Origin of the sequence: Nostoc sp., assembly GCF_036919575.1 — a bacterium.
Classification (GTDB): Bacteria; Cyanobacteriota; Cyanobacteriia; order Cyanobacteriales; family Nostocaceae; genus Nostoc.
The window spans coordinates 60129-85491 of sequence record NZ_JBALBY010000023.1 but is presented as its reverse complement, the minus strand read 5'-3'; the positions used below and the strand labels follow the sequence as shown (position 1 = coordinate 85491).

The following is a 25363-nucleotide window of genomic DNA, read 5'->3' as shown; positions in this document are numbered from 1 at the left end:
TTGCAGCAGGTCTAATTGCTGTTTTGGGGGCGATTTATCGCCTAGCCAAAATTGAAGAAAAGATTAACGATAAAATCGACGGTGTAAACAACAAATTAGACATACTTTTGACTCAATACGCGGGCGACAAAGAATACATATACATATACCGTTTGAATAGTCTTGACAAGGCAATTGAACACAAATTTACTCGCCTTGCCAACTGGATAACTCAGATTGCTGGCTTCCTACACCGAAAAACTGGGTTTCAAATCCGCGACGACAAATTTTAGTCTCTGGGGATTCAGGGTAATTAAAAGTTTACGGTAGCTTCAGTAGGAGTAAGAATTGTCACCACAGAAATCTACACCAGTAACCTCTAAGACAACCTTATCCACTAGAGAACGCTCTAGTTGATTATTGAGCAAGTATCTGTGAATTTCGTACACTCGCCATTTGCGGTTCCACAGTTCCTGTGATTTTTGCAACGCTTCAACTTCCGTTATCATATGGGGATTCACTCTAGCAAACTAGAATTTTCCAGAATAGAATGGGTACAAATTTGATTTGTACTCGAATTGAGCAGTCTGTAACCCCTTGGTTATGGGCTGCGGCCTTTTTGGGCATAATTCCCTTTTTGTCACGTCGTTTAGGCAAGGTTTAGGCAAAATTTTGATATTAAAAATAATAAAACGCCTGTTTGCAGCAGATTGAATCTTTTTCCTTTGGGACTGAAAATCCTCGTGTCACCGGTTCAAGTCCGGTTCCTGGCATACATTACAGCGAAAAAGCCTACTTGCATCCCGCTTCTACTCGCAGTGAACTTGCATCCAGAATTGTGCAAGCGTTGGTATCAAAGGTTTCCAGGAATACAAGCTTTTGATACGGTTGACCTTTGGGCGGAATTAGCCATCTGGGATGCAAGTCTACTGCAAGTTACCTATAGATCAGTTTACTTATTGGTAATCCAAATATAAACATTGATTATATAGTCAAATTTTTATTACTACTTTTGCTTATCATTCACCACATATAAGAAAACACCCTACTTTTTCGGGCAGGATGTGAGTATTGCTTATATGTCTTGACATTCTGCATAACAGAGTATTTAAAAATAGCTTTGGTGAAACTTCGGCGATCGCACTCTAGCGGAGAAAAGACAGATTTTGAGCCATGACCAATCTCTCGCACTTTCCTTCTGATAGTGCTGTAGAGGCTTTAGAGCGTGTGCAATCGGTAGATGATGATTCACTCAACGCCACCGCCAAAAGGGTCTTGCTGGACGCGCTAGGGATAGATGTAAACAGTACTGTAAACACTGTAAACAATGATGAGAGATTTCAGGAATTAGTAGACAATAAAACCGCGTACCTTGCGGATGCGATGAACGAGATTAAAAATTCTCTGAAGGCTGAAATAGACATTTATTGCAAGAGTATTTTACAAGTAAGTAGAACGACTCAGAAAAACCGAACTATGTGAAGAAAAATTAACTATGCTACAACCCTCTTTACTCCTGCCTTATGCCTCCTCGCTTTTGCCTTGTCCTAACGATAAATATTCACACCGACCTACTTATGTAAGATGATTTTAGGGTTAGATATAATAATCAGCTAAATTATGCAACTAGAAGATTATTTCGACTTTCAGCGTCCAGACGATATTCGACTCAAAGGTACAAGAGTAGGAATTGAAACCATACTCTATGATTTTATCCACCGCGCTCGAACTCCAGAAGAAATTGCCAACACTTATACATCACTAACACTAGAACAAGTTTACGCGACTATTCTTTATTACTTGCACAATAAAGAAGCTGTAAGCGCCTATATAGCTGATTGGTTGGAGTGGAGTCATAGAATGCAGGAAGAACAGCGACGCAATCCGCCGCCAGTTGTAATCAAATTGAGGAAACTGATAGCTGAAAAAGAAGCGATTAAAAAAACACAGGATAATGACTCTCAAATATCTGCTGGATGAGAATGTTGCCCCTCTTTATCAGGTTCAACTCAAACGACAAAAACGCGATTTAGTTGTTTGGGTAGTTGGTGATCCTGGTACTTCTCCTAAAAGTACATTAGATCCAGAAATATTATGCTGGTGTGAGGAACACAACTTTCTTTTGGTAACAAATAACCGCAAATCTATGCCTGTACATTTAGCTGAACATATCGAGCAAGGGCGTAATATACCAGGTATTTTTATTTTGAATGATAAATTAACCATCGGTCAGACTGTTAATGAATTAATTTTAATTGCTGAAGCATCTTTTGATAACGAATATCAAAACCAAATTCTTCACTTATCACTGCTTCAATAGCGATAATACTTATAATCTTGTATAGTTATTTTTATATAAGGCTATAAAGGAGTAAATTGATGACTACTACTTTAGATGCAAGCAATCTCAGACTGAAAGATGTTCAAAGCCTTCTGAAATTGACAGAACACTTAAATGACTCATTTACATCATTGCTATCGTTAGAAAATCTCACAGAATTTGAGCAGCAACAATTACAGGTTATCCGTAATATATTCCGTGAATACTACTCAGAGGGTAAAATCTCCGAAGGACAAATAAAATTTCTATTTCTCGCACCATTAATGAAATTAGCTGGTTTTTATCATTCTAGTATTAAGATTACCTTAGAAGAAAATATTGCTGACATCTCCGTTGAAGATGAAGATACGAATATCAAAGGACGGATGGATATTTTAGCTGTTATGAAGACTCAAGAAAGAATAGTAACTACGCCTTTTTTGATACTAGTGATTGAATCTAAAAATAGTAGTTTTAATGCTTTGGAAGGTTTGCCGCAATTGCTCACCTATGCCTACAAAAGTCTAAAAAATCAAACATCAGTTTGGGGTGTGACTACTAATGGTATGGATTACCAGTTTGTATATCTACAGCAAGGAAATCCTCCAATTTATCAATTATTGCCAAAACTAGATATAACTCGCTCTACCTCTTCAATTGAGTTGCTGCAAGTTCTCAAATCAATCTGCCAGTTGTAATCAAATTAAGGAAACTGATAGCTGAAAAAGAAGCGATGAAAAAAGCACAAGAAAATGACTCTCAAATATCTGCTGGATGAAAATGTTGCCCCTCTTTATCAGGTTAAACTCAAAGTGGACAGGGGAGAAGTGATGATACTCTCGAAATTGTGAATGGTACAACGGCATTGAAAATGCAGAATGAGTGGCGAGAGATAATGAGTAAACAACGTATTGTTGAGATTGTAGACTATAACCCTGAATGGCCTCGTTTTTTTTCAGAACTCAGCACTATCATCATAGATAAGTTGGGTAATTTAGCTTTAGCTATAGAGCATATTGATAGTACCTCAGTACCCGGTCTTGCGGCCAAACCAATTATTGATCTAGATGTCGTAATAGCATCAAACGAGCTGCTTCTTAAAGTAGTTTGTCTTCTTCAAGAGCTTGGTTACGAACATGAGGGTGACAAAGGCATATTTGGCAGAGAGGCATTTGCTCGTGAAGCCAGCAATGTACCACGTAACGGTACAAGTAGAATATGGATTAACCATCATTTATATGTCTGTCCCCAAAACAGCATAGCCTTAGTCAGACACTTAGCTTTTCGGGACTATCTCAGAAATAACCCAGATCAAGTTTTAGTCTATGGAGAACTTAAGCGTCAACTCGCACAACGTTTTCGATATGATATTGATTCTTATTGCGATGCAAAGACGCTGTTTGTAGAAGGTATCCTCCAACAAGCACTTCCCGATAGATAAATAAACCCATGATAACTATTTTTTAGGGTGTGATACCATTTCTTTGTGAAGCTGTGCCAAACCCTTTTAACTTCTTTCTTTCTTTCTTTCTTTCTTTGCGTCCTTTGCGTCCTTCGCGGTTCGTTTTTCTTTCTTGTACTTAAATACAGCAGATTTCAAGTTGATGAAGTACATAAGCTAAGTCTCAAAGCTAGGTATAAAGCCTGTTTTACTTCTGAATTCTGACTCCTGAATTCTGAATTCTGAATTCTGAATTCTGACTCCTGAATTCTGCTGTATTTAGCGCATCTTCATACAGAATTTGTATGACTACTAATGAACTCACCCTTATTTAAGCAAAAAAACAGGGCTTACGCAGATGTAAGTCCTGTTTAAATTTTCTGATGATGTAAGCTGATTTAACTAGTCCACGGTTAACTGAAAGCTTCAGTTATTCTTTTATGGCTTTTTCACAGCTTCAACTTTTGCTTCCACCTTCACTGTCTTCACACCTTGAACTTCTTTAGCCAAGGTTTCAGCTTTCTGTAGTTCTTCAACAGAACTTGCTGTGCCTTTGAGGATAATTTCACCCTCTTTGTTTTCAACTTGTAACTTATTGCCTGGTAAGCCTTTGTTCAACTTTTTACTAACTTCGGTTTTTAAGTTGCCCTTGGCTTTTGTTGCTGCTGTTTTTTCAGAATCAATTTTAACTTTAGTGCCTGTGTTAGCTGCTAAAGGAGTCGTTTCTGTTCCTGGAATTTTGGCAGTAGTTTGATTTATCTGCGAAGCTGGTGTTGCTGGTGCTTGAGCAGCTTCATTAGTAGTGCTAGGAGTTTCAGAACCAGTTTTAGGAGCCTCTTGACAGCCAAAAGTACCAACTACCAAAACGCCACTAACTAGCAATAAAATTAGCTTTTTCATTATCTATCTCCTAATTGAGTACTTGAAGCGATTAATTGAGGTGTGTGTCACGGTGAGGAGCAGATGTTAAAAAACAATTAAATGTGAAGCAGTAAATGTACCCAAAGCTTGCACTCAGGTTACTGAAAATTGAAATTTGGACGATTTCTTGAAGCTAAGATTTTGCAGCCATTTTTCAGAAATGCCAATTCAATTTTCCTGACGGCTGCTAACCAGGATGGCTCTGCATACAGCCTGTAGCTCTCGATGAATTTAACGTAGATGCACAGTAGCTCTTTCAATGGTAGATTATGCCATCCTACAGTGGTGACTCGATGTTATCAGATTTTAGTCAGTTTGGCGATGTCTACGACGGGCTACGCCTACGCAACTCAAAACTTCAGCATTTTGGCAATCCTCTGCCTGCAAAGTTACCAACAAAATGTTACTTTAGATAACTATGGCTTGCTTACAATGCCCTAAATATCAGGAAATATTAGCTAATGCCGTACCTTACTTCCGCCGACGAAATTCGTGCCATTGTTGCTGAATATACCAACGCTAAAACGCTGTGGATAGATACAGAAGTAGCTGACTATAAAAGTCGTAATCCCCGACTATCGCTGATTCAGGTATTAGATAATCCTCAAGATATGAGTGGCGATCGCGTCTACCTTTTAGATGTCCTAGATCAGCCTAACATGATAGCTGAATTTATTGATGAAATTATGATAAATTCTGCTATTGAAAAAGTTTTTCATAACGCCAGTTACGATCTAAAGCTTCTCGGTAATAAGAAAGCTAAAAATATTACCTGCACTTTGGAAATGGCCAAAAAAATTCCCTACTATCTTTTACCATTACCCAATTACCAACTCAAAACCATAGCTACAGCACTTTGTAGCTTTAACAATATCGACAAACAAGAACAAAAAGGCGATTGGGGAAAACGTCCCCTAACTGAAGAACAGATAGAGTATGCTTACCTAGATTGTATTTATCTTGCTCAAATCCACTTAAATTTGTTAGGATTACAAGCCCAAGCCAGCCCCGATTCTACAACGGAGGACTTAATATCACTAAGTACCAGATACTCGCAAATTGAGCAGCAATGGAAGTTATTGAATTCCGAATTTGACCATTTACAAGAACGCATGAAAAAAGCTATGCAAGCTCAGAATATATCGGAAACTTCTGATTATAAGCTGACTAGTTATGAGCGGACTACAATCAAAGCTACATTTACAGAATTGGCAAGTCTAGCACAAACTCAAGGTATTAATTTAGATTTTCCGATCACACTAACTCAGAAACTCCAAAAAGATTTAGGGCAAAATCTAGAACATCTGTCTGTAGATATTGACAAAACTACTTATTGGCGGCTAAATTCCAAAATTCAAGAGAGTGAAACTGAGGATAAGTAGGTCGGCGCAATTAAAGCTAACTTGTGAAGGCTGTCATTTGTCATTGGTCATTTGTCATTTGTCATTTGTCATTGGTCATTTGTCATTTGTCATTGGTTATTAGTAAGGGCTTTAAGCCTATTTACGTTTCGTAGCATACTTGGTTTTTTTCGCGCCAACTTAGTTAAGTAAATTGTTCATCAGGCTACAAATATCAGAATTTATACAGCAAGTTTTATACTTTGTAGTTCATAATTGCTTTGACAAATAACCATTAAATAAAGCTATTGGATATCAGATAAATTTGTCAATTCACTTTACACTTGGATGAAAAGTTAGAATAATTATTGAGTTAAAGAATTAAAATCTAGATTTTGCTAGTAATTTCTTTCAGGCGTTATGGCAGTTTATATTAACTTATGAGACGGCGTTTATTTGGGCAAAAGCGAAAAAGGGTAAATACTTTATTTACCATAGCTATTTTTACTACATTGACTGCAATTAGCAGTGTTTCTTGTAGTAAGAATGACAATGTATTGGTGACAGAAATCGGAGTTAGTCCCGGTAGCCGTCGTTCAGCTACAACTTCTATTGGTGGGAAATTCTATATTCAGGGAAAGGATCAGCATTTAAACGGCGACTTGCAAGCCGCGATCGCTTCCTATAGTAAGGCAATTGATCAAAATTCTCAATATGGCGCTGCCTACAATGGCCGCGGATTAGTCTACTTTGATTTGGGAGACAAGGACAAAGCGATCGCAGATTACAATCAAGCACTTCGCATCAATCCTAACGACGCTGAAGCCTATAATAACTTGGGAAATGCCCGCGCTTCATTGGGAAGCAACAGAGAAGCAGTCAAAGATTACAGTGAAGCGATTCGCCTTAATCCCAACTATGCCGAAGCCTACAATAATCGGGGAAATGCCCGCGCCACCAATGGAGACAAAAAAGGGGCAATAGATGATCTTGACCAAGCGATTCTCCTCAACCCCAAATATGCGATCGCTTATAATAATCGGGGAAATGCTCGTGCTGCCAATGGAGATCCCCAGGGTGCGATCGCAGATTACAATGAAGCCATTCGCCTCAATCCTAACTTTGCCCCTGCCTACAATAACCGGGGAAATGCCCGCGCCACCAATGGAGACAAACAGGGGGCGCTTAAGGACTTGGAAAAAGCAGCAAACATTTTTCAAAGTCAAGGTAGCAACGACTTATACCAACAAGTGATGAATAACATCAAAGAACTTGGACAGTAGGTAAAAGCATAGCCAACATGAAAAGGGCGGTTAGAAACCGCGTCTACACGAGGCTTTACCCACCTCCGTGGGTTAAAAAATCTTAATTTTCTCTTAGTACAGAACACCACAAAAAGGGTATGGAATTTAATTATTCGTAGGTTGGGTAGAACGAAGTGGAACCCAACATCAAGTTTGTGTAGGAAAAGGGCGGTTAGAAACCGCGTCTACACGAGGCTTTACCCACCTCCGTGGGTTAAAAACCTCAATTTTTCCTTAGTCCACGTTCGCCCTTGGCGTTCCGTAGGAAAGGTGGACTTTGTTTGTGTAGCCGCGTTCGCGTCAGCGTGCCGGAGGCTCTATTCCATTCGCTGGGGCTTAAATTTACACTTGTTTGTGCGTTAACAAAATCACATCCCAGAACCCATGTGAATGCGATCCTCAACTTCCGCAAATTTTTCTAGTGCCTCCTGTTCAGTACTCAATAGTGAAACGACGATCGCCACAATAAACGCCAGTGGTATACTAATTAATCCCGGATTTTTTAGCGGAAAAGGTGCAGAAGCGTGCTTGAGAATCGTTACTTGAATAGTAGGTGACAAATAAATCAGCACTAAAGAGGAGACAGTACCTACTAACATACTTGCAACCGCACCGTTGGTGGTGAAGCGTCGCCAAAGCATTGATAAGAGCAACGCTGGGAAGTTTGCACTAGCTGCGATCGCAAATGCTAAACCTACCATATAAGCCACGTTTTGCCCTTTAAACAAAATACCCAGCAATATCGCCACTAACCCCAAAAGCATTGTCGCACCACGAGCCACTTTCAGCTGTTCTGACTCGTCGGCATGACCTGAACGCACCACATTTACCCATAAATCGTGGGACAATGCAGCCGCACCTGAGAGCGTCAACCCCGCCACTACCGCCAAAATAGTTGCAAAGGAAACAGCCGAAATAAAGCCTAAGAAAGCATCACCACCGAGAAATTCTGCTAACATCGGCGCAGCCATATTACCACCAGTACCAATTTGCTTGATGGCATCTTGACCTACTAGCACCATCGCTCCAAAGCCCAGAATGAAGGTAAGGAGATAAAAAACGCCAATAATCGCTGTGGCGTATGTAACAGAGAGCCGCGCGGCTTTGGCATCGGGTACTGTGTAGAAACGCATCAGGATGTGGGGTAATCCAGCAGTGCCGAACATCAAGGACATCCCCAAAGAGATAGCATCCAAGGGTTCAGAAACCAGTTTGCCCGGAGCTAATACACCTGTATACTTTTCTGATGCAGCCGCGAAAAGAGCGATCGGGTTAAAGCCAAATCGTGCTAGTACCAAGATAGCTAATAAGATCGTTCCGCCGAGCAACAAAACTGCTTTGATAATTTGTACCCAAGTGGTAGCAATCATCCCGCCAAAAATCACATAAGCCATCATCACGCAACCGACGATGACCACAGCTAATTCATAATCAAAGCCAAACAATAGTTTGATTAGCTCACCAGCGCCTACCATCTGGGCAATTAAGTAAAAGCTAATCACTACTAGCGTTCCAATGGCAGATGCGATGCGTACAGGTTTTTGCTGCAAGCGAAAAGCTACTACATCTGCAAAGGTGTATTTACCTAAGTTGCGTAGTGGTTCGGCAATTAGGAACATGACAATCGGCCAGCCCACCAGGAAGCCGATAGAATAAATTAAGCCGTCAAAGCCGTTGAGTGCTACCAGTCCAGCGATACCTAAAAAGCTAGCTGCACTCATGAAGTCTCCCGCCAAGGCCAGCCCATTTTGAAAACCGCTAATCTTACCGCCAGCTGTATAAAATTGTGCTGTATTTTTGGTGAGTTTTGCCGCCCAAAAGGTAATGCCTAAAGAACTGGCAACAAACAGAAAAAAGAAAGCGATCGCTAACGGGTTAAACTTACCAAGACTGGTAATATCCGCCGCTAGCGGCAGATCAAACCACATACTATTCATGCTTTTTTGGTTTAGTATTTGGAAATTTGGACTAGAAATTGCTAATAGCTATTGGGCATTGGGCATTGGGCATTGGGCATTGGTAAATAAATCAATGCTCTTTTTCCCTACTCCCTCATCTCCCTCATCCCCCTCATCCCCATGCCCCATGCCCACTCTTCACTTACGTGTCAACCTTGCGATTTGGTCATCGTAACTACTATTTGCCCAACGCACGTAGATAAAAATTAATACCCATGCTGAGACAATTACCAGCGCCCCTAATAAAATTCCCAGGCTGAGGCCAGGAACTACTAATGACCCCAGCAGGGGCTTATTGAACGCGATTAATAGGATAAAGCCAAAGTAAATAAACATCATGGCTCCAGTGAGAATCAGGGATACCCGCCAACGTTCAGCCGCGAGAGCCTGGAGAGCCTTTGTGCGATCGCTCATGTCTTCCTTTAGGTTGAGAAGATTAGGTCAGATTGTCTCATTGAAGTTGATTTATGCGTAATTTTCTTAAAGATTATTAGTAAATCTATTGCTATTTCAGGTAATAAAATTAACTTATGCTTAGTCATATACCAAAATAACAAGACAATAGCGGCTCTGTTTTGAGTCAGAGAAACATGAAACTATAAATGCAGTTAGACACAAATAAAGCGATTTGTGATTTTATTAAAATAAAACGTGCTTTATTATACTACAGTATTAAACTCTCATTTAAGATTATTTAATTTTTATATACTGAAAATTAAAATAAATACGTACTTACCACCAGGTTTTAAAACCCTTAAAGTGTTATGAAATCTTTTTAAACTAGTATAAATAACTGAGATTAATTAATAAAAGTAGTAGATTTTTATTTATAATAATATACCAAAAATTACCGTAGCGCATTAAGTAAATGTTCTAGTAATATTTGTATCAACAACTTAATATTACACAGATAGGGCATTATCAAAATTTAGTAAAGTATGTTTATCCAAACACTCATCACAGAGCCGATTCATTTTTTCAGAATCGTTGTAATTGTCATATTTTCCATCACTTTGCATGAACTTGCTCACGGCTGGGCTGCGATGAGTCAGGGAGATAACACTCCACAACAAACTGGTCATCTGACGCTTAATCCTGTAGTTCACATGGGCAAAGAATCCCTGATCTTTCTTTGTCTCATGGGTATAGCTTGGGGACAAATGCCCGTCAACCCATCTAAATTTCGCTCTGGCAAGCTAGGCAAAATTTTGGTATCAGCAGCAGGGCCATTGTCGAATCTGGCTTTAGGCATTCTATTTATTCTGCTGCTCAAACTTTTCTTTAAACCTAGTCTTTCAGAAGTCTTCAGTGTCGAATTTCTTTACCTAGCGGCTCGGATTAATTTGATGTTGTTTCTGTTTAATCTCTTGCCAATTCCACCACTTGATGGCTTTCATGTATTCAGTGAGATTTTTCCTCAGCTAAAGCCACTGCAATATACCCAATTCGGACTCTTTGCCATGATGCTTCTATTTATAATTCCGGGTTTTGGGATAGGACTTAGTAGCATTGCTGATTTATTTATCCGGTCAGGATTGGGGATGTAAACAGCGACTTTTAGGCAAAGGCAAAGGAAAATTTAAATGAAAATCAAGCAAAAACTTCTGGTTGCTGTTACTAGCATTGCCTTGAGCATTGCTGCTGTACTTGTGCTATCTGGAGAGTCAATGGCGAGTACATTAATTGGAGGTCAATATAGTAACTCTTTAGTCAAATATCCCCACGAAATAAGTCAACAATTAATGGTTGTGCAACCAGTACTATTTAACTCTGTGTTCGGAAATTTTGGAATTGGAAAAGATAATTTTATACCGTGTTGGAATCAGGAGCGATCGCCGTTTACCTCTTCCATTGAGTTATTGATGAGATTATTGATTATTGGAAGCTTTGGTTCTGTAGGAATTGCAGGTTATTCTTCCTTTGTAGAGCGCTATTTTCAAATCATTAATAAAGATTTAAAAATAATTTACTATAGTATTTTTTTGTTAATATCTTTACAGATTATAGGTAGTATTATTGTTTTGATGTCATCACCCACAAGTTCAATTTCCTCTGCAATTCGTCCAAGCTCTAGCTGTATTTTAGGGAACCCATGATCCATTAATCAAATCGAGGATATAGCTGTGTTCTACATTTGAGTAAGTGGTGATCATTTCTATAGCGATGTCTGACGACAAGCTGCTTCTCTGCGAGACGCTCCGCGAACGCATCTACGCCCGCAATTGTTTGTAACGTTCGATGTCAAAAATACCCTCAGAATAGGTTAGACCATTTTGAGCGATCGCTTGTAACTTTTGCGCCCATTTCAGCCATTTAGTTTCCACAATTTTTTCCAAGTTTGTGTAAGTTAGCGTAAGCAAGTACCTGATTAATAAATTTTATTTGATGATACTTCTTAGTCCATCTCGAAAAATCTGAAAACTTCTTGAGAGGTTGTTTTCTACATCCATGTGGGGAGAAACTTTCTCAGCAAAGTCGATTTTTTGTAACCCTGTCTCATAGCCATATCGTTTCAAAATTCGATCTAGTTGCTCCCATGTACCTCCAGTGATAGCATCTGGATTACGAAATTTAGTTTTTTGCGACAAAGAAGCAGGAATCCTTTCATATTCAACCCGTATTGCTTGTACATCACCCAGAAACCATGACTCCAGTTCTTCCACAGCAATTCTATGGAGAACAATATTTCCTTTTTCTCTGGTTACTATACTACTAGCCTTACAGAGTTTATTTTTTAATTCTTGGCAATTCTCTCTATCTTGATCTACTACAATCACGATTCGCCAGTCATCAGGTATAAATTTAGAATATACTTGCATACGTTCAGGTAATTTCTTTAAGAGTCTATCTTTATTTTGAAAATTATGGATTTTAAATGTATGAATATTACCGATGATTTTGGGTACAATCAAATTTAAAGTAACTTCAGTGGAATATTCTTCTACTAAAAATTCTATATGCATGATTGATATTACTAAGAAGGGAATCCTCTAAGATATCCCTCAGACCAAAGATCACCTAAACCTGCTTGGGATTCTATAAAATATTTAGCTTCAGGTATTTGGTCAGTCCTTATAACAGTTGCATAACCCTTATCATCACGTTGAAAAATCCAGAGTTGTCTAGCATCTTTTATTGTGTTAACAAAAAATGGGGAGTGCGTAGAAACAAATACTTGTGCGCGTTGCGAGTAAGCCTGAGCTTCCTCACTTAGAGAATCAAGAAGTCGATTGTGCAGTCCATTCTCTGGCTCTTCAATGCAAAGTAACTCAGGAGGATTAGGGTCATTTAATAATATCAAATATGCTAGTAATTTTAGTGTACCGTCTGAGGTAAACCTTGCTAGAAATGGTCTACTAAAAGGTGCATCTTTAAATAAAAGAGCCAGTCTGCCATCAATTGTTTGCTCCGACTCCACTTTTTCTAACTGGGGAACACGGCTAGCTAGTAACTTCAAAATTTTGGATAAAGTTTCTTGATGTTCATCAGCAAGGTATTGAACCACATTGGCAATATTGTCTCCTTCACGAGAGAGATGTTCCATTGCACCAGCAGTTGCTAGCTGACGAGCTTGATCTGGTATGAAAAAAGAGAGAAACCATCCCTCAATAAAACGGCGCAAACTAGCAATACGTTGGTTATCTGATAATTGACCTATAGTTTTAATAGCCAGGGAACTGGGGTCATCCATTTGATAGTGAATTCTTTTGTCATTAATTTCGGGATTTTCACCACTAATTACTTCACCTATACCATTTTCAAACTTAAGAAAATCAAATGGTTTTCCATGAGAACCGCGCTTCCATTTGAGAGTTTCTCTTGAAACAATTGGCGCTCCATTTTGTAAAGCAATAGCAACTGTATAGGTGATTTTAGGAGATTGATTATCTTCACGATACTTAATTACAATTTCAATTTCTTGACCTTGACAATCACGGGAGATGACTTCTTGAAATCTTCCTCGCTTTTCTAACGCTTTGCGAACATTAGTAGTAAGGCAATCTGAAAGAAAACCGATCACATCAAAAAAAGTAGTCTTGCCACTACCATTAGGCCCAAGGAAAACGGAAAAAGGTTTGATATCTTTTAAGGTGATATTTTGGAGAACTCTATAGTTTTTGACTGAAATTTCTTCAATTCTTGCCATTAAAAAATTACTTCCATAAATTTGGTCGCGTGGTTGCAGAAATATTAACAAAAATAGCAAGGGCACAGTGTACTGTGCCCCTACTAAATTTGCAATCAATTAGCTGATATTAACAATAGCTTAAGAGCTAATTTTCTTAAGCATCATCTAAAGCTGCAATTCCAGGCAACACCTTACCTTCAAGTAACTCCAAGCTAGCGCCGCCGCCTGTGGAAATGTGGCTCATTTGGTCAGCTAAACCAACCTTTTCCACAGCCGCTACTGAGTCACCGCCGCCGATAATGGTGGTTGTGCCAGTTTTGCTAATTTCAGCGAGGGTATGAGCGATCGCTTCCGTACCTGCGGCAAACTTATCAAACTCAAACACACCCATCGGGCCGTTCCAAATTACCGTTTTGGTATCTGCAAGCGCGTCTTGGAAAAGTTTTACTGAGTCTGGGCCAATATCCAAACCCATCCAACCATCTGGGATATTCTCAATGCTAACGGTTTGAGAATTGGCATCTGGGGCAAAGTTATCTGCTACTACCACATCTGTGGGAAGCAATAAAGCAACGCCCCGTTCTTTCGCTTTAGCTTCCAAAGACTTCGCTAGTTCCAGCTTGTCTTCTTCCACCAGCGACTTACCAACACTCAAACCACGGGCTTTGTAGAATGTGAAAATCATTCCACCGCCGATGATCAGCTTGTCGCACTTCTCCAGCAACGTTTCAATCACCCCAATTTTACTGGAAACTTTGGAACCGCCAATAATTGCCGCCAAAGGACGTTGGGGATTTTCAATGGCGTTTTGCAGATATTGCAATTCCTTCTCAACCAAATATCCAGCCACAGAAGGACTGAGGAATTTAGTCACACCTTCAGTAGAAGCATGGGCGCGGTGTGCAGTACCAAAAGCATCATTTACATAAAAATCAGCATTAGCTGCCAATTTTTTTGCAAATTCTGGGTCGTTTTTCTCCTCTTCTTTGTAAAAACGAACATTTTCCAATAACAGCACTTGGCCATTTTGCAACGCGCCAACTTTAGCTGCAACTTCATCACCAATGGAGTCATCAGTTTTAATGACTTCTTGCCCCAGTAACTCCGACAGACGCTTGGCAACGGGAGTTAGGCGTAATTTGTCATCCACACCCTTGGGACGCCCAAAATGGCTTGCTAGAATGACCTTAGCACCCTTCTGCGTCAAATCTCTGATGGTTGGTAAAGCTGCGCGAATCCGAGTATCGTCGGTAATGTTGCCTTGATCGTCCACAGGCACATTAAAGTCAACCCGCACCAAGGCACGTTTCCCAGAGATATCAGCCGAAGATAAACTTGCTAAACTTTTTTTGGACACACCAAACTCTCCTAATTGCCTTTTTGTTATTGTTTTGAAAGTAGAACCATCAAGATTTTACCGGAGTCAGGGGTACCCAAGTGACAGATATATTTAAGACAGTACTATTTCCTATTGATCAAAGCCGGGAAACGCGGGAAGCTGCTGACGTTGTTACCAACGTAGTCAAAAAGTACAGCAGTCGCTTGGTGCTGCTGTCTGTGGTAGAAGAACCACCAAAAGACGCGCCTAGTGCAGATCCGATGGTGTCACCAGAGGTAGTTGCCAAACTGCTAGAAAATGCCCAATCTTTATTTTCTGGGCAAGGAATTAAATCCGAAACCCTGGAAAGGCAAGGCAAACCAGCTTTTACGATCTGCGATGTCGCTGATGAGATCGGGGCAGATTTAATTATTATGGGCTGTCGGGGGCTAGGCTTGACTGAAGAGGGAGTAAGTGATAGTGTTACGACTCGTGTGATTAACCTTTCCCCTTGCCCAGTGCTGATTGTGCCTTAGTTGTAGTCAAACAATTTTGGATTTTGGATTTTAGATTGATTTCAGCAATCAAGTCATTAGCGGGTGCATCCGAGTTTTTAGGTGAATTCTGTAATAAAAAACTCCACCCACTCAAGGGATGGAGTTTTTGGGTATGGGGAATGGGGCATAGGCTGGGATTGCTTCGTTCCTCTCTCCGAGAAGCGCTCGCGTTCACAATGACGCTTTTCTCCTCGCATTAATAATAAATTTTACCTCCTCCCCATTTATCCCCAATAACTTTCGGTTGCAAGAGAATATGACCAGCGACAGCTACCAAGTCATCATCCGTCAGATTTCTCATTTCTGTGAAAATATCTGCGCTTTTAATACTGGGATGTATTTCTGAAATCTCCTCTTCCCCGTCGTAAGTAGTGGGATTTTTCATGTATTCCACCAATCCTTGAATGTTATTACGGTTTGGTGTTGCCAGTGCCAGAGATTCTGATTCGAGTCCCACGTTCTGGTTTGTCTTGGTAACTCCCCCAGCATGACATTGGGCACAAGCGTAATTAAATAAACGTTTACCTTCTTTGATTTGTTTCAGTTTGAGTACAACGGTATCACCCTGATTATTTAATGGCACTGTTCGGATTGCGGCATCCAACTCCACTGCCATCGCGCTATCGACAATAAACTGGAACGTCAGCAAAACAGTAGCTAAGACAACGCCAATTATTCTTCTAATCATGTTTCCCCTTAAATATTTTGATCCTCAACACAGCTAAGAAAGCAATGTTCAATCTCCATCCGTCCCAATTGTTTAAGGGACTTCCAATTAAAAAAATATCCAATTTTGTAGGGTGTGTTAGCGTCAAGTACGGCATCATGTTGATCTAACGTCCCCTACAATGAATGGATAATTTATTTTTTGGTATTCCCTAATAATGGGTTGAAAAATTATTAGCAAAACTCAACAGAGTTACGGTAGAGGATGGAAAAAAGTTCCATATTGTAACCCAGGAAAAATGTAATTTAATTCAATGAAAATTACTGCTAAAATAATCACTGCTAAGGTAGCAACTACAGGAAGCAGTGTGAGAGATTTTAACAAATAACGTGGCTCCATATTTTTCTCCTAAATCAACTAAGTTTGCCTTGACAAAATGTCATTTTTTCTGGGGTTTATTGACAGGTGATAGTTAATCAAAAACTATCACCTGTCAATAGCCTTTAGCGAATTGAAATCGGAATTTCTTCATCCTTAGCAACTAAGTCACCACTGAGAAACTCTTGAAGTGCTGATGCCGGCCAAAGAAAAGCCAGGATCATACATTTGACGAACAGTGGCAGATCGATAAATACTTCTTTTTCTTCTGGGGAACCAAGTTTTTGAATTGCCCGCAAATAGGAACGACCAGTCCAGCCAATCCAACCGGCAATGTAGAGAAATATCACTATGGGAATCAGCACGTCTAAGGCAAGGCTGAGGCGGTCAAGAACTAAATGAGGTAAACCATCCTCGCCACAAAGTAACTGAGAATAAGCCTTTAATGGCTTTGTTGTGTAATAACTATCAGGGGCATTTTGCACTCGTTCTACAAATGCAGATGATTGGGCACAAGGAACTAATGTAGTATTCTCCGCTAAAGCTGAGGTGATAATACCAAGCCAGAGAATAATTACCAAAACCAAAGTAAATATTCGTTTCATAATTTTGTTTGCTCCTAGAGATGATATTAATTACGATTTGCCGGATAGGTATTTGCTGCATATGTGATCAAAAGCACGCCAAATGATACAGCTACTAATAAACCAAAAAACACTCCCGTTCCCGTTGAAGCGAATTGTCCCTCGCCATAGGCAAGAAAGATATGTTGCATGAAAATACCTCACAATTGTTAATGGTTAGCTGAATTCGATAAATAAAGTATGAAGTGTAAAGGATGAATGATGAGCATAATTTCATAATTCATACTTCATCCTTCAATTCGACCAATCTATATTGATTCCCTCAAGCAAGATTGAAGAATTGGAAATCTGGAGAATGATTAACAAGAAAACGAAAAACAATAGCATTAAAACAGCCATGAATGGTGTGGTTCCCCAGCCAGGAGCAACTTTACCTGCTTCAGAATTTAAGTTCCTGAAAAAGTATTGCAAAGGTGCGATTTTTTTGGATTTAAACTTTTGTTGTTGCATGGCATGGATTGCTTGAAAGGATGAAGTATGAAGTTGACTGTTAACTGTCAGCAATCAACAGTCAACTGTTTTATTTGGAAGTTCTTAAACAGATGGTTCCTGAGTTGAAGTTGAAGTTGAAGTTGAAGCTAAAGCCTTCTCCTTCTTGCGTGTGCTTAAATCTCCTACTTTCTGGAAGACACCAAACTCGACTTGTTCTTCCAAGTCTGCGTCAATTCCAGCAAAGACATCCCGGTATATGGTGCGAGAACCATGCCAAATGTGTCCGAAAAACCACACTAGGGCAAAACAAGCATGGAAAAAGGCAAAGAAGCCCCGGTTACTCGTTCGGAAAACCCCATCAGAGTTGTATCTCTGGCGGTCAAATTCAAAAACTTCACCGAGTTGAGCTTTGCGGGCATATTGCTTGACATTGAAGGGATCTGTAAAGGTTTGACCATCCAGTCTCCCACCCAAAAAGCTGACTGTAACCCCAGATTGCTCGAAGCTAAATTTTGATTCTGCTCGCCGGAAGGGAATATCGGCGCGGACAATATCATCTTTATCTGTTAGGACAACAGGGAAATTTTCAAAGAAAGCCGGCATTCTTCGTACCGTTAATTCCCGATTTTCACTGTCTTTAAATACTGGATGACCGAGCCAATCTATAGCTAACCCATCGCCATCCACCATTCGACCAACTCTGAACAGACCGCCTTTGGCAGGATCATTGCCAATGTAATCGTAGAAAGCCAGCTTTGTGGGAATGGCTGACCAAGCTTCTGAAGGAGTTTTACCTTCATTTAAGCCAACTTGAACCCGCCTGTCAATCTCTTGTTTAAAGTAGTCTTGATCCCACTGGTAGCGAGTTGGCCCCCACAATTCTATAGGTGTGGTAGCACTGCCGTACCACATAGTACCAGTAGCTACAAAAGCTGCGAAAAAGAAAGTTGCCAGCCCACTGGCGAGAGCCGTTTCAATATTTCCCATCCGTAGTGCCCGATACAGCACCTCCGACGGTCGAACAGCTAAATGGAACAGCCCACCGATAATGCCTACAACCCCTGCGGCAATGTGGTGAGCGACAACCCCACCCGGATTAAAAGGATTAAAGCCCTCTGGCCCCCACACCGGGGCGACAGGTTGCATATGCCCTGTTAAACCGTAGGGGTCGGAAACCCACATACCCGGCCCAAAAATGCCGGTTAAATGGAAAGCACCAAAACCAAAGCAGAGTAAACCAGCTAATAATAGATGAACACCAAAAATCTTAGGCAAATCTAAAACTGGTTTATCGGTTTCGGGGTCAAAGAATGTGGCGACATCCCAGTATACCCAGTGCCAGCAAGCAGATAGGAATTGCAAACCGGAAAATATGATGTGAGCGATCGCTACAGTTTCAAATGTCCAAAAACCCGGATCGACAAAGTTTTCACCTGTAATGCTCCAGCCTTGCCAGGAATTTGTCACCCCCAAACGCGCCACAAAAGGCATTAAGAAACACCCCTGTCGCCACATGGGATTGAGTACTGGATCGCTGGGGTCGTATAGAGCCAGTTCATACAAAAGCATGGAACCGGCAAAGCCCGCACAAAGGGCATTGTGCATTAAGTGTACTGCTAGCAATCGTCCTGGGTCATTCAAGACCACTGTATGGACGCGATACCAAGGTAATCCCATTTGTTATGCTCCTTATAAAAAGTTAGGAGAGACGCGATTAATCGCGTCTGTACAAGACGATTAGTCGCGTCTGTACAAGAGTTAGGAGTTTTGAATTTATGGCTCTTAACTTTTAGAAAAACAGTTGCAGGTATGTGCCTGATATGGATTTGGGAAAAAAGGTTTTCAACAACATTACAAGCACAGAAAAAAAGGCGATCGCAATATTCCCAACTATGGGAGCAATAATTTTCTGAAAATCTAATTTAGACATGACGCATTGGGCATTGGGCATTGGGCATTGGACATTGGTTATTCTCCTTGTCTCCCTCATCTTCCTCATCTCCCTCATCTCCCCCTGCTTCTTCCCCAGTCCCAAATACCTAATCCAGTGGATTCATAGACCTAACTGGCTCGTCTTCACGCTCCAAACCTCTTTCAAAACCGGCGGCGGCGGCGCGGGCGCGTCCAGCGTGCCAAAGATGACCAACTAAGAACAAGAAAGCAAAGATAAAGTGTGCAGAAGCTAGCCAGGTACGTGGTGATACGAAGTTAAAAGCATTTATTTCGGTCGATACACCGCCTACTGAGTTCAGAGAACCTAAAGGTGCATGAGTCATGTACTCGGCTGCGCGGCGAATTTGCCAGGGTTGAATGTCATGCTGAATCTTATCGATGTCTAGTCCGTTGACACCGCGCAATGGTTCTAGCCAAGGCGCCCTAGTATCCCAGAAGCGCATTGTTTCACCACCGAAGATGATTTCTCCTGTAGGCGATCGCATTAAATATTTACCTAAGCCTGTGGGGCCTTGAGCCGAAGCGACGTTCGCCCCCAATTTTTGGTCACGCACTAAGAAGGTCAAGGCTTGGGCTTGCGATGCTTCTGGGCCTGAAGGTCCGTAGAATTCACTGGGATAGGCAGTGTTATTAAACCAAATAAACATGGAGGCAATTAAAGCTTGCCCAGCAACGTTACCTAAGCTTTGTGAAAGGTAAGCTTCACCCGACCAGGTAAAAATGCCGTGAGTCCACTTAAAGGGCTTGGTGACAACGTGCCAAATACCACCCAAAATTAGAAGACTACCCATCCAAATGTGACCGCCAACCAAATCCTCTAGGTTATTAACGCCAGCAATATTACCTGCACCACCTGTAATTCCTCTTAACAAATAACCAAAGATGATGCGGGGGTCGAGAGTTGGCTGGGTGACAAGGCGGACATCACCGCCGCCCGGTGCCCAAGTGTCATATATGCCGCCCCAAAGGGTGGCTTTGCCGACAAGTAAGAACGCTGCCACACCCAAGGCGATTAGGTGATAGCCCAAGATGCTAGAAATTTTGTCCTTATCAGTCCAATCGAAATTAAAAAAACCAGCTAGCCTTTCGGGGCCTCTGAGTGCATGATATAGACCACCAATACCCAAAACGGCAGAGCCAATCAAATGCGTCACAGCGATCGCAAAAAATGGGAAGACACTTGTAATTACTCCCCCCTGTCCCACACCAATACCCAATGTAGCGATGTGCGGCATCAAAATTAAGCCCTGGTCATACATCGGCTTGTCTGGGACATAGTGAGAGACTTCAAACAACAACATTGCTCCCGCCCAAAAAGCCACTATGCCTGCATGGGCAACGTGTGCGCCTAAAAACTTACCAGACAAGTTAATAAAACGGGCATTACCAGCCCACCAAGCATATCCGGTAGATGCTTGGTCACGACCTTCTGCTGCTGGGGCACTGATTTTCGGTTTAGTTGAAGAACGACCTAAAGAGGTTTCCATTTTTATTTGTCCTTTGACTTTTGTCCTTTGTCATTTGTCCTTTGTCCTTTGTCATTTGTCATTTATCATTTGTCCTCACTTCCAAAGTTCTGAGTCTCTTTCAGAGACGCTCCGCGAACGCCGTCAGCCGACGCTCAGACTTTGCGCTTTGTCAGTTGTCAGTTGTTATTTGTAAATAATCAGGACTTACGCAAAAATCGCCAAAAACCTTAATTGATCGAACCGCCAAGACGCCAATAACGTCAAGAATTCGTAGAATGTGCGTAAGTCCTAATAACTAATAACTAATGACAAATGACTAATGACTAATGACTAATGACCAATAACCAATAACTAAAGTGCATTTCCACGGGGTAATACTTCTTCTGGAAACTGGAAGTGTTCGTGGGGTTGATCTCCTTGCGCCATCCAGGCTCTAGCCCCTTCATTCAGGAGAATGTTTTTGGTATAAAACGTTTCAAATTCTGGGTCTTCTGCTGCTCGTATCTCTTGGCTAACAAAGTCATAAGCCCGCAAATTAAACGCCAAACCCACCATACCGATCGCACTCATCCACAAACCAGTTATCGGCACAAATAACATAAAGAAGTGCAGCCACCGCTTGTTAGAAAAGGCAATCCCAAAAATCTGCGACCAGTAGCGGTTTGCAGTTACCATTGAGTAAGTTTCTTCAGATTGGGTGGGGCTAAAGCCACTAAAAGTATTAAAACCTGTGGTGTCTTTAAACAAAGTATTTTCCACAGTGGCCCCGTGTATTGCACACAACAATGCTCCGCCTAAGACACCTCCCACACCCATCATGTGAAAAGGGTTGAGGGTGTAGTTATGGAAAGCTTGAAAGAATAATAAAAAACGGAAAATTGCAGCTACCCCGAAGCTGGGAGCAAAAAACCAGCTAGATTGACCCAAAGGGTACATCAAGAATACAGAAACAAAAACGGCAATCGGTGCAGAAAAAGCGATCGCATTATAAGGACGAATGCCTACAGTTCGCGCAATTTCCATTTGCCGCAACATGAAACCCATTAAAGCAAGGACACCATGAAAGGCGACGAAATTCCACAAACCGCCAATTAGAAACCACCGCCTTAAATCTCCCTGAGCTTCCGGCCCCCACAGCAAAAGTAGGGAGTGACCCATACTATTTGCAGGAGTGGAAACCGCAGCAGTTAGGAAATTACAACCTTCCAAGTAAGAGCTAACTATGCCGTGAGTGTACCAGGAAGTAACAAACGTTGTGCCAGTAAACCATCCCCCCAATGCCATATAAGAGCAAGGGAAAAGTAATAAACCAGACCAACCGATAAATACAAAGCGATCGCGTTTCAGCCAGTCATCAAGGGTAGTAAACCATCCCCAGCCTGCGTAACCGCGTCTGAGAGCTATAGTCATATAATTTGTCCTTTGTAAATAACTAATGACCAATGACCAATGACCAATGACTAATGACCAATGACCAATGACAATTTACCAATCCGTCCGACCATTATTCTGAAAATAAGGAGGGCCGGGAGAGGCGAGAGTTTGAATGATATGATCGAAATAAGGAGTGGCGATCGCAGCATCCTCATCCCCCAAGAGTTCCCGTGCTGCTTCTTTGATACAGCGCACCGCCTCCACCCAATTGAAAATCGGAATTCCCAAAGATTGATACATTTCCTTCATCCCAATGGTGCCAATATCTTCCAAAGGTTGCTCATTCCCCGCCAAAATACAGTAAGCAACTAAACGGATATACCAACCTTGGTCGCGTTGACAGGAAGCAGTCTTCCTCATATTGCCACTATTGCTGGGTGTCACCGGGCACACCTTCCAGAACTTATCACTAGCTCGTTCTACCAATCGACTTTGGTTCTTTGCCAAAGTTGTAGCAATGCGAATCCGTTGTTCCCCCGAATCGCAAAAATTCTGAATCATCCGAATTTCTGCCGGGGTAGGATAACGCAATTCTTCATCAGCGTTCAGAATCACCTGCTTGACTAAACTCATAGCAATTTTGGATTTTAGATTTTAGATTTTGGATTTTGGATTTTAGATTTTGGATTTTAGATTTTGGATTTGGGCATTGGGCATTGGGAAAACACTTTCTTCATCTCCCTCATCCCCCTCATCTCCCTCATCCCCCTCATCCCCCTCATCCCCCTCATCCCCCTCATCCCCCTCATCCCCTCTCACACATCGCTCATCTCTGATTCTGCATAACTCAGTTCTGCTGACATTTCGACATTTAACTCATGTCCATTCGCGGACTCTAGCAAAAGTTGTACTTTGCCGTTGCGGTTGTTAGGAACAAATCGATCCAGTTGCGATCGCGATGAAAGCAGCGATTTTTCTGACATATTGAGAGCATGAGAGGCTGATGACTGTCGCATCGCCAAACCCCTTGGTGTTACATACCGCTCATAGGGAACCGTATCTTCACCAAAAACTTCAATGTATTCTGCACTGTCGATAATTTTGTCAATCAAAGCGTAGAAGCCCTGATTTGCAGAGACATCATAATAGCGATTCATTTCCTCACGTCCGTAAGTAGGACGACCCAACAAACGCCGATGGATGTATTCAATCGCTTTAGTTACATACAACGGTTCCCAATAGGTTTTGCGGAATAATTTAGACTTAGCTAACTGACGAATAAACTCCCGGATCGTAATTTCGCCAGATAGTAACTCTGACTCCACAGATGTTAAACGCTGACCTTCAAAAACATCGCGCCCAAATATCTGTCGATAAGCTGCCTGAATCACTGCTGATGATGAATTTTCCGTCAGACTGATACTAAGTCCGGTGGGCAATTTTGGGCTAGAACCGTTTGTTTCGTGACCATTCCGGTGATTTGTCTGTACTAGCTTCATCACCCTTCCCAAAGAGCCTGGGACTTGTCCAAAGCCTTCAGAACTAATCAGGATGCGACGATTATCTTTCCCAAAGGGTGCAGGATTGTGTAGATTCGTTGCAGGCAAAGTCTCCACAGGAAAGATCGCACCGAACTGAATTTCTAGCGGGTCATTACCAGAACCATAGGGATGCTGATTGGGTAAAGGTTTCTGATACTTCCCAAAAAGGGTGAGAAACTGAGGAACTTTGCGAACAGAAGCGCTGTACTTAAACAATTCCAGTTGCGGCCCCCAATTGCGGCATTCTTGAGCTTCCTGACCTAAGCCGCGCAGATATGGTACAGTTTCTTCTCCGAAATAATCAGCGTATTCTTGGGAATCTACCAACGCATCTATCAGCTTATGCAGACCACCTTTGGTAATAATGCCAAAGTATTCTTGGAACTCCGCCAGAGAACTCAACCCCCGTCCTAAAAAGTGACGCATCGCCAATTCGATAACGCGACTAATAGTAAACGGTTCATAGAACAAGCGGCGGTAGAGGCGAGATTGACCCAAGCGGCGGATAAACTCTTTCGTCGAGATTTGACCGCCTTTAACCTGAGATTCCAATTCACTAGCGGGAAAATCATAAGTTGCGGTGATATCGCGCTCAAAGACTTGACGATAAGCAGCTTGAATAGCAGCTAGCTTTTCCGTTTCTGATAGCACCGACTTGATCACAAATTTTAGTCGATGTTCTGCCGCGATCGCATAAGTTTGAGGTAATACTAAACCTTGCTGTTCGTTAGAAACCCCAACTCTGAGTTTTGCTGTGGGTTTTTCTGCTAAATATTCAGTTATCAATGTCTGAAAAGATTGCTTTATCAGTTCCCCCGCCTCAGCATTTTCTGGGAAGTAGGTAAGGGATTGGCGTTGCATTTCCTTGATAGCAACCACAGTAGCTTCCGTTACATCTTCTGGAATGACACCGCGTAACCCCCGAACATTAGCTGTCAGAATGCTATCATCTCCTGCAACTATGGCAAAAGTGACATAACGTAAAAACCACGCTAAATCTCGCATGGATCTTTTCATCCTGGTTGCCCCATAGCGAGAGACATTGATAAAGTGGAAACCCCCAGGAAGTGGTTCTCTATCAGTCAAAAGAGTCCGCGCTCGTTCTAACCAACCGCTCAAAGGATTGAAAAAGTTTAGATTGTCTGCTAAGTTGAGGCGTTCTTTACCAGGAGCAACACCACTTTTCCTCGCCGCCGTCAGGTAATCCTCAGCCACATAATAACCAGAACCAGGTAATCCCACAGGGTCTTGAGGCTTTTCCAGATAAGCCATCGGCGAACCACCATAAAAAATCCGGTTTGCTCCAGCAGACACAATTTCATCTGCATTACGAGTCAATGTTTCCGCAATTTCTAACCGCTGATTACCAGAACTAAAAAATGCTCCTAGTTCCTCAACTTCAGTCTGCTTTAAATAGCGGTCTTGTTGTTCAGATTGCGAAATTACTGCAATAGGTAAAGTCTGATATCTATGCGGGTAAGCAACAGGGCTACCACCACTTGCTTTTATATTCATTGTTAAAAAGGTAATTGGTAATTGGTAATAGTTAGAAGTTACAGCAGAATTCAGAATTTAGAATTCAGAATTCAGAAGTAAAACAGGCTTTATACCTAGCTTTAAGACTTAGCTTGTGTACTT

Annotated in this window: 33 protein-coding genes and 1 pseudogene; 15 read left to right on the top strand and 19 right to left on the bottom strand. The window is 41.5% G+C overall.

The window, feature by feature from the left end; genetic code table 11:
• Positions 1–272, top strand: a pseudogene (locus tag V7K27_RS07825) (hypothetical protein); the annotation flags it as partial.
• A gap of 39 nt (positions 273–311) precedes the next feature.
• Here V7K27_RS07825 and V7K27_RS07820 read toward each other — a convergent pair.
• Positions 312–488, bottom strand: coding sequence for a hypothetical protein (locus tag V7K27_RS07820; RefSeq protein ID WP_334945925.1), 177 nt, complete (start codon positions 486–488; stop codon positions 312–314).
• Positions 489–722: 234 nt separating this feature from the next.
• Between V7K27_RS07820 and V7K27_RS07815 the strand changes: the two genes are divergently transcribed.
• From V7K27_RS07815 to V7K27_RS07790, 6 genes are all read left to right on the top strand, one after another.
• A complete protein-coding gene (locus tag V7K27_RS07815; protein WP_334945923.1) occupies positions 723–956 on the top strand; it encodes a hypothetical protein in 234 nt (77 codons plus the stop codon).
• Between the two features lie 196 nt (positions 957–1152).
• On the top strand, positions 1153–1461 hold the full coding sequence (locus V7K27_RS07810) for a hypothetical protein (protein ID WP_334945921.1): 309 nt from the start codon (positions 1153–1155) through the stop codon (positions 1459–1461).
• Positions 1462–1599: 138 nt separating this feature from the next.
• Positions 1600–1959, top strand: coding sequence for a DUF433 domain-containing protein (locus tag V7K27_RS07805; protein WP_334945919.1), 360 nt, complete (start codon positions 1600–1602; stop codon positions 1957–1959).
• Positions 1934–2299, top strand: a complete 366-nt coding sequence (locus V7K27_RS07800) for a DUF5615 family PIN-like protein (protein WP_334945917.1) — start codon at positions 1934–1936, stop codon at positions 2297–2299. Before V7K27_RS07805 ends, V7K27_RS07800 begins: the two co-directional genes overlap by 26 nt.
• A 59-nt stretch (positions 2300–2358) precedes the next feature.
• A complete protein-coding gene (locus V7K27_RS07795; RefSeq protein ID WP_334945915.1) occupies positions 2359–2997 on the top strand; it encodes a restriction endonuclease subunit R in 639 nt (212 codons plus the stop codon).
• 197 nt (positions 2998–3194) lie between these two features.
• Complete coding sequence (locus V7K27_RS07790; RefSeq protein WP_334945913.1) at positions 3195–3740, top strand: GrpB family protein; 546 nt, start codon at positions 3195–3197, stop codon at positions 3738–3740.
• A gap of 438 nt (positions 3741–4178) precedes the next feature.
• On the opposite strand, the gene V7K27_RS07785 is transcribed toward V7K27_RS07790, so the two are convergent.
• Positions 4179–4640, bottom strand: a complete 462-nt coding sequence (locus V7K27_RS07785) for a BON domain-containing protein (protein ID WP_334945911.1) — start codon at positions 4638–4640, stop codon at positions 4179–4181.
• 261 nt (positions 4641–4901) lie between these two features.
• Between V7K27_RS07785 and V7K27_RS07780 the strand changes: the two genes are divergently transcribed.
• The 3 genes from V7K27_RS07780 (at position 4902) to V7K27_RS07770 (ending at position 7284) form a co-directional block, all read left to right on the top strand.
• Positions 4902–5102, top strand: a complete 201-nt coding sequence (locus V7K27_RS07780) for a hypothetical protein (protein WP_334945909.1) — start codon at positions 4902–4904, stop codon at positions 5100–5102.
• Between the two features lie 20 nt (positions 5103–5122).
• Positions 5123–6043, top strand: coding sequence for a ribonuclease D (locus V7K27_RS07775; protein WP_334945907.1), 921 nt, complete (start codon positions 5123–5125; stop codon positions 6041–6043).
• A gap of 398 nt (positions 6044–6441) precedes the next feature.
• On the top strand, positions 6442–7284 hold the full coding sequence (locus V7K27_RS07770) for a tetratricopeptide repeat protein (RefSeq protein WP_334945905.1): 843 nt from the start codon (positions 6442–6444) through the stop codon (positions 7282–7284).
• A 389-nt stretch (positions 7285–7673) separates the two neighbouring features.
• Here V7K27_RS07770 and V7K27_RS07765 read toward each other — a convergent pair whose 3' ends face one another.
• A complete protein-coding gene (locus V7K27_RS07765) occupies positions 7674–9242 on the bottom strand; it encodes a sodium:solute symporter family transporter (RefSeq protein ID WP_334945903.1) in 1569 nt (522 codons plus the stop codon).
• On the opposite strand from V7K27_RS07765, the gene V7K27_RS07760 reads away from it, so the two are divergent.
• Positions 9241–9438, top strand: coding sequence for a hypothetical protein (locus V7K27_RS07760; RefSeq protein ID WP_334945901.1), 198 nt, complete (start codon positions 9241–9243; stop codon positions 9436–9438). The genes V7K27_RS07765 and V7K27_RS07760 overlap by 2 nt on opposite strands.
• On the opposite strand, the gene V7K27_RS07755 is transcribed toward V7K27_RS07760, so the two are convergent.
• Entirely contained in the window at positions 9402–9677 is a 276-nt protein-coding gene (locus V7K27_RS07755; protein WP_334885846.1) for a DUF485 domain-containing protein, read from the bottom strand. The genes V7K27_RS07760 and V7K27_RS07755 overlap by 37 nt on opposite strands.
• A gap of 524 nt (positions 9678–10201) precedes the next feature.
• Between V7K27_RS07755 and V7K27_RS07750 the strand changes: the two genes are divergently transcribed.
• Positions 10202–10810, top strand: coding sequence for a site-2 protease family protein (locus V7K27_RS07750; RefSeq protein WP_334945899.1), 609 nt, complete (start codon positions 10202–10204; stop codon positions 10808–10810).
• A 36-nt stretch (positions 10811–10846) separates the two neighbouring features.
• Positions 10847–11359, top strand: a complete 513-nt coding sequence (locus V7K27_RS07745; protein ID WP_334945897.1) for a hypothetical protein — start codon at positions 10847–10849, stop codon at positions 11357–11359.
• Positions 11360–11473: 114 nt separating this feature from the next.
• On the opposite strand, the gene V7K27_RS07740 is transcribed toward V7K27_RS07745, so the two are convergent.
• The 4 genes from V7K27_RS07740 to V7K27_RS07725 all read right to left on the bottom strand — a co-directional run bounded on the left by V7K27_RS07740 (position 11474) and on the right by V7K27_RS07725 (position 14749).
• On the bottom strand, positions 11474–11587 hold the full coding sequence (locus V7K27_RS07740; protein WP_334945895.1) for an NUDIX hydrolase N-terminal domain-containing protein: 114 nt from the start codon (positions 11585–11587) through the stop codon (positions 11474–11476).
• 54 nt (positions 11588–11641) lie between these two features.
• Entirely contained in the window at positions 11642–12226 is a 585-nt protein-coding gene (locus tag V7K27_RS07735) for a DUF4276 family protein (protein WP_334945893.1), read from the bottom strand.
• A gap of 11 nt (positions 12227–12237) precedes the next feature.
• Entirely contained in the window at positions 12238–13410 is a 1173-nt protein-coding gene (locus tag V7K27_RS07730; protein WP_334945891.1) for an AAA family ATPase, read from the bottom strand.
• Positions 13411–13546: 136 nt separating this feature from the next.
• Positions 13547–14749, bottom strand: coding sequence for a phosphoglycerate kinase (locus tag V7K27_RS07725; protein ID WP_334945889.1), 1203 nt, complete (start codon positions 14747–14749; stop codon positions 13547–13549).
• 89 nt (positions 14750–14838) lie between these two features.
• On the opposite strand from V7K27_RS07725, the gene V7K27_RS07720 reads away from it, so the two are divergent.
• Entirely contained in the window at positions 14839–15246 is a 408-nt protein-coding gene (locus V7K27_RS07720) for a universal stress protein (protein WP_292824730.1), read from the top strand.
• A 217-nt stretch (positions 15247–15463) separates the two neighbouring features.
• On the opposite strand, the gene psbV is transcribed toward V7K27_RS07720, so the two are convergent.
• The 10 genes from psbV to apcD form a co-directional block, all read right to left on the bottom strand.
• Positions 15464–15955, bottom strand: a complete 492-nt coding sequence (gene psbV, locus V7K27_RS07715; protein ID WP_334945887.1) for a photosystem II cytochrome c-550 — start codon at positions 15953–15955, stop codon at positions 15464–15466.
• A 231-nt stretch (positions 15956–16186) separates the two neighbouring features.
• Entirely contained in the window at positions 16187–16333 is a 147-nt protein-coding gene (locus V7K27_RS07710) for a photosystem I reaction center subunit IX (protein WP_334945885.1), read from the bottom strand.
• Between the two features lie 104 nt (positions 16334–16437).
• Positions 16438–16917 carry a Photosystem I reaction center subunit III gene (locus V7K27_RS07705; protein ID WP_334945883.1) on the bottom strand — a complete coding sequence of 160 codons (480 nt, stop codon included), beginning with the start codon at positions 16915–16917 and terminating at the stop codon, positions 16438–16440.
• Between the two features lie 26 nt (positions 16918–16943).
• The gene (locus tag V7K27_RS07700) at positions 16944–17087 is read right to left on the bottom strand and encodes a hypothetical protein (RefSeq protein WP_334945881.1); all 144 of its coding nucleotides are present in this window, start codon (positions 17085–17087) and stop codon (positions 16944–16946) included.
• 103 nt (positions 17088–17190) lie between these two features.
• Positions 17191–17406, bottom strand: coding sequence for a photosystem II reaction center phosphoprotein PsbH (gene psbH, locus V7K27_RS07695; RefSeq protein ID WP_334945879.1), 216 nt, complete (start codon positions 17404–17406; stop codon positions 17191–17193).
• An 84-nt stretch (positions 17407–17490) separates the two neighbouring features.
• The gene (gene psbB, locus V7K27_RS07690; RefSeq protein WP_334945877.1) at positions 17491–19065 is read right to left on the bottom strand and encodes a photosystem II chlorophyll-binding protein CP47; all 1575 of its coding nucleotides are present in this window, start codon (positions 19063–19065) and stop codon (positions 17491–17493) included.
• A gap of 112 nt (positions 19066–19177) precedes the next feature.
• Positions 19178–19318, bottom strand: coding sequence for a hypothetical protein (locus V7K27_RS07685; RefSeq protein ID WP_334945876.1), 141 nt, complete (start codon positions 19316–19318; stop codon positions 19178–19180).
• Between the two features lie 109 nt (positions 19319–19427).
• Positions 19428–20828 carry a photosystem II reaction center protein CP43 gene (gene psbC / locus V7K27_RS07680; protein ID WP_334945874.1) on the bottom strand — a complete coding sequence of 467 codons (1401 nt, stop codon included), beginning with the start codon at positions 20826–20828 and terminating at the stop codon, positions 19428–19430.
• 333 nt (positions 20829–21161) lie between these two features.
• The gene (gene psbD / locus V7K27_RS07675) at positions 21162–22220 is read right to left on the bottom strand and encodes a photosystem II D2 protein (photosystem q(a) protein) (RefSeq protein ID WP_334945873.1); all 1059 of its coding nucleotides are present in this window, start codon (positions 22218–22220) and stop codon (positions 21162–21164) included.
• Between the two features lie 75 nt (positions 22221–22295).
• Positions 22296–22817, bottom strand: a complete 522-nt coding sequence (gene apcD / locus V7K27_RS07670) for an allophycocyanin subunit alpha-B (protein ID WP_334945871.1) — start codon at positions 22815–22817, stop codon at positions 22296–22298.
• Between the two features lie 49 nt (positions 22818–22866).
• On the opposite strand from apcD, the gene V7K27_RS07665 reads away from it, so the two are divergent.
• Positions 22867–23115, top strand: coding sequence for a hypothetical protein (locus tag V7K27_RS07665; protein WP_334945869.1), 249 nt, complete (start codon positions 22867–22869; stop codon positions 23113–23115).
• Here the strand turns inward: V7K27_RS07665 and V7K27_RS07660 are convergent.
• Positions 23000–25240 (bottom strand): phycobilisome rod-core linker polypeptide, encoded by a 2241-nt coding sequence (locus V7K27_RS07660; RefSeq protein ID WP_334945867.1) that lies wholly within the window; start codon positions 25238–25240, stop codon positions 23000–23002. The two genes, V7K27_RS07665 and V7K27_RS07660, sit on opposite strands and share 116 nt — an antisense overlap.
• Positions 25241–25363: the final 123 nt, after the last annotated feature.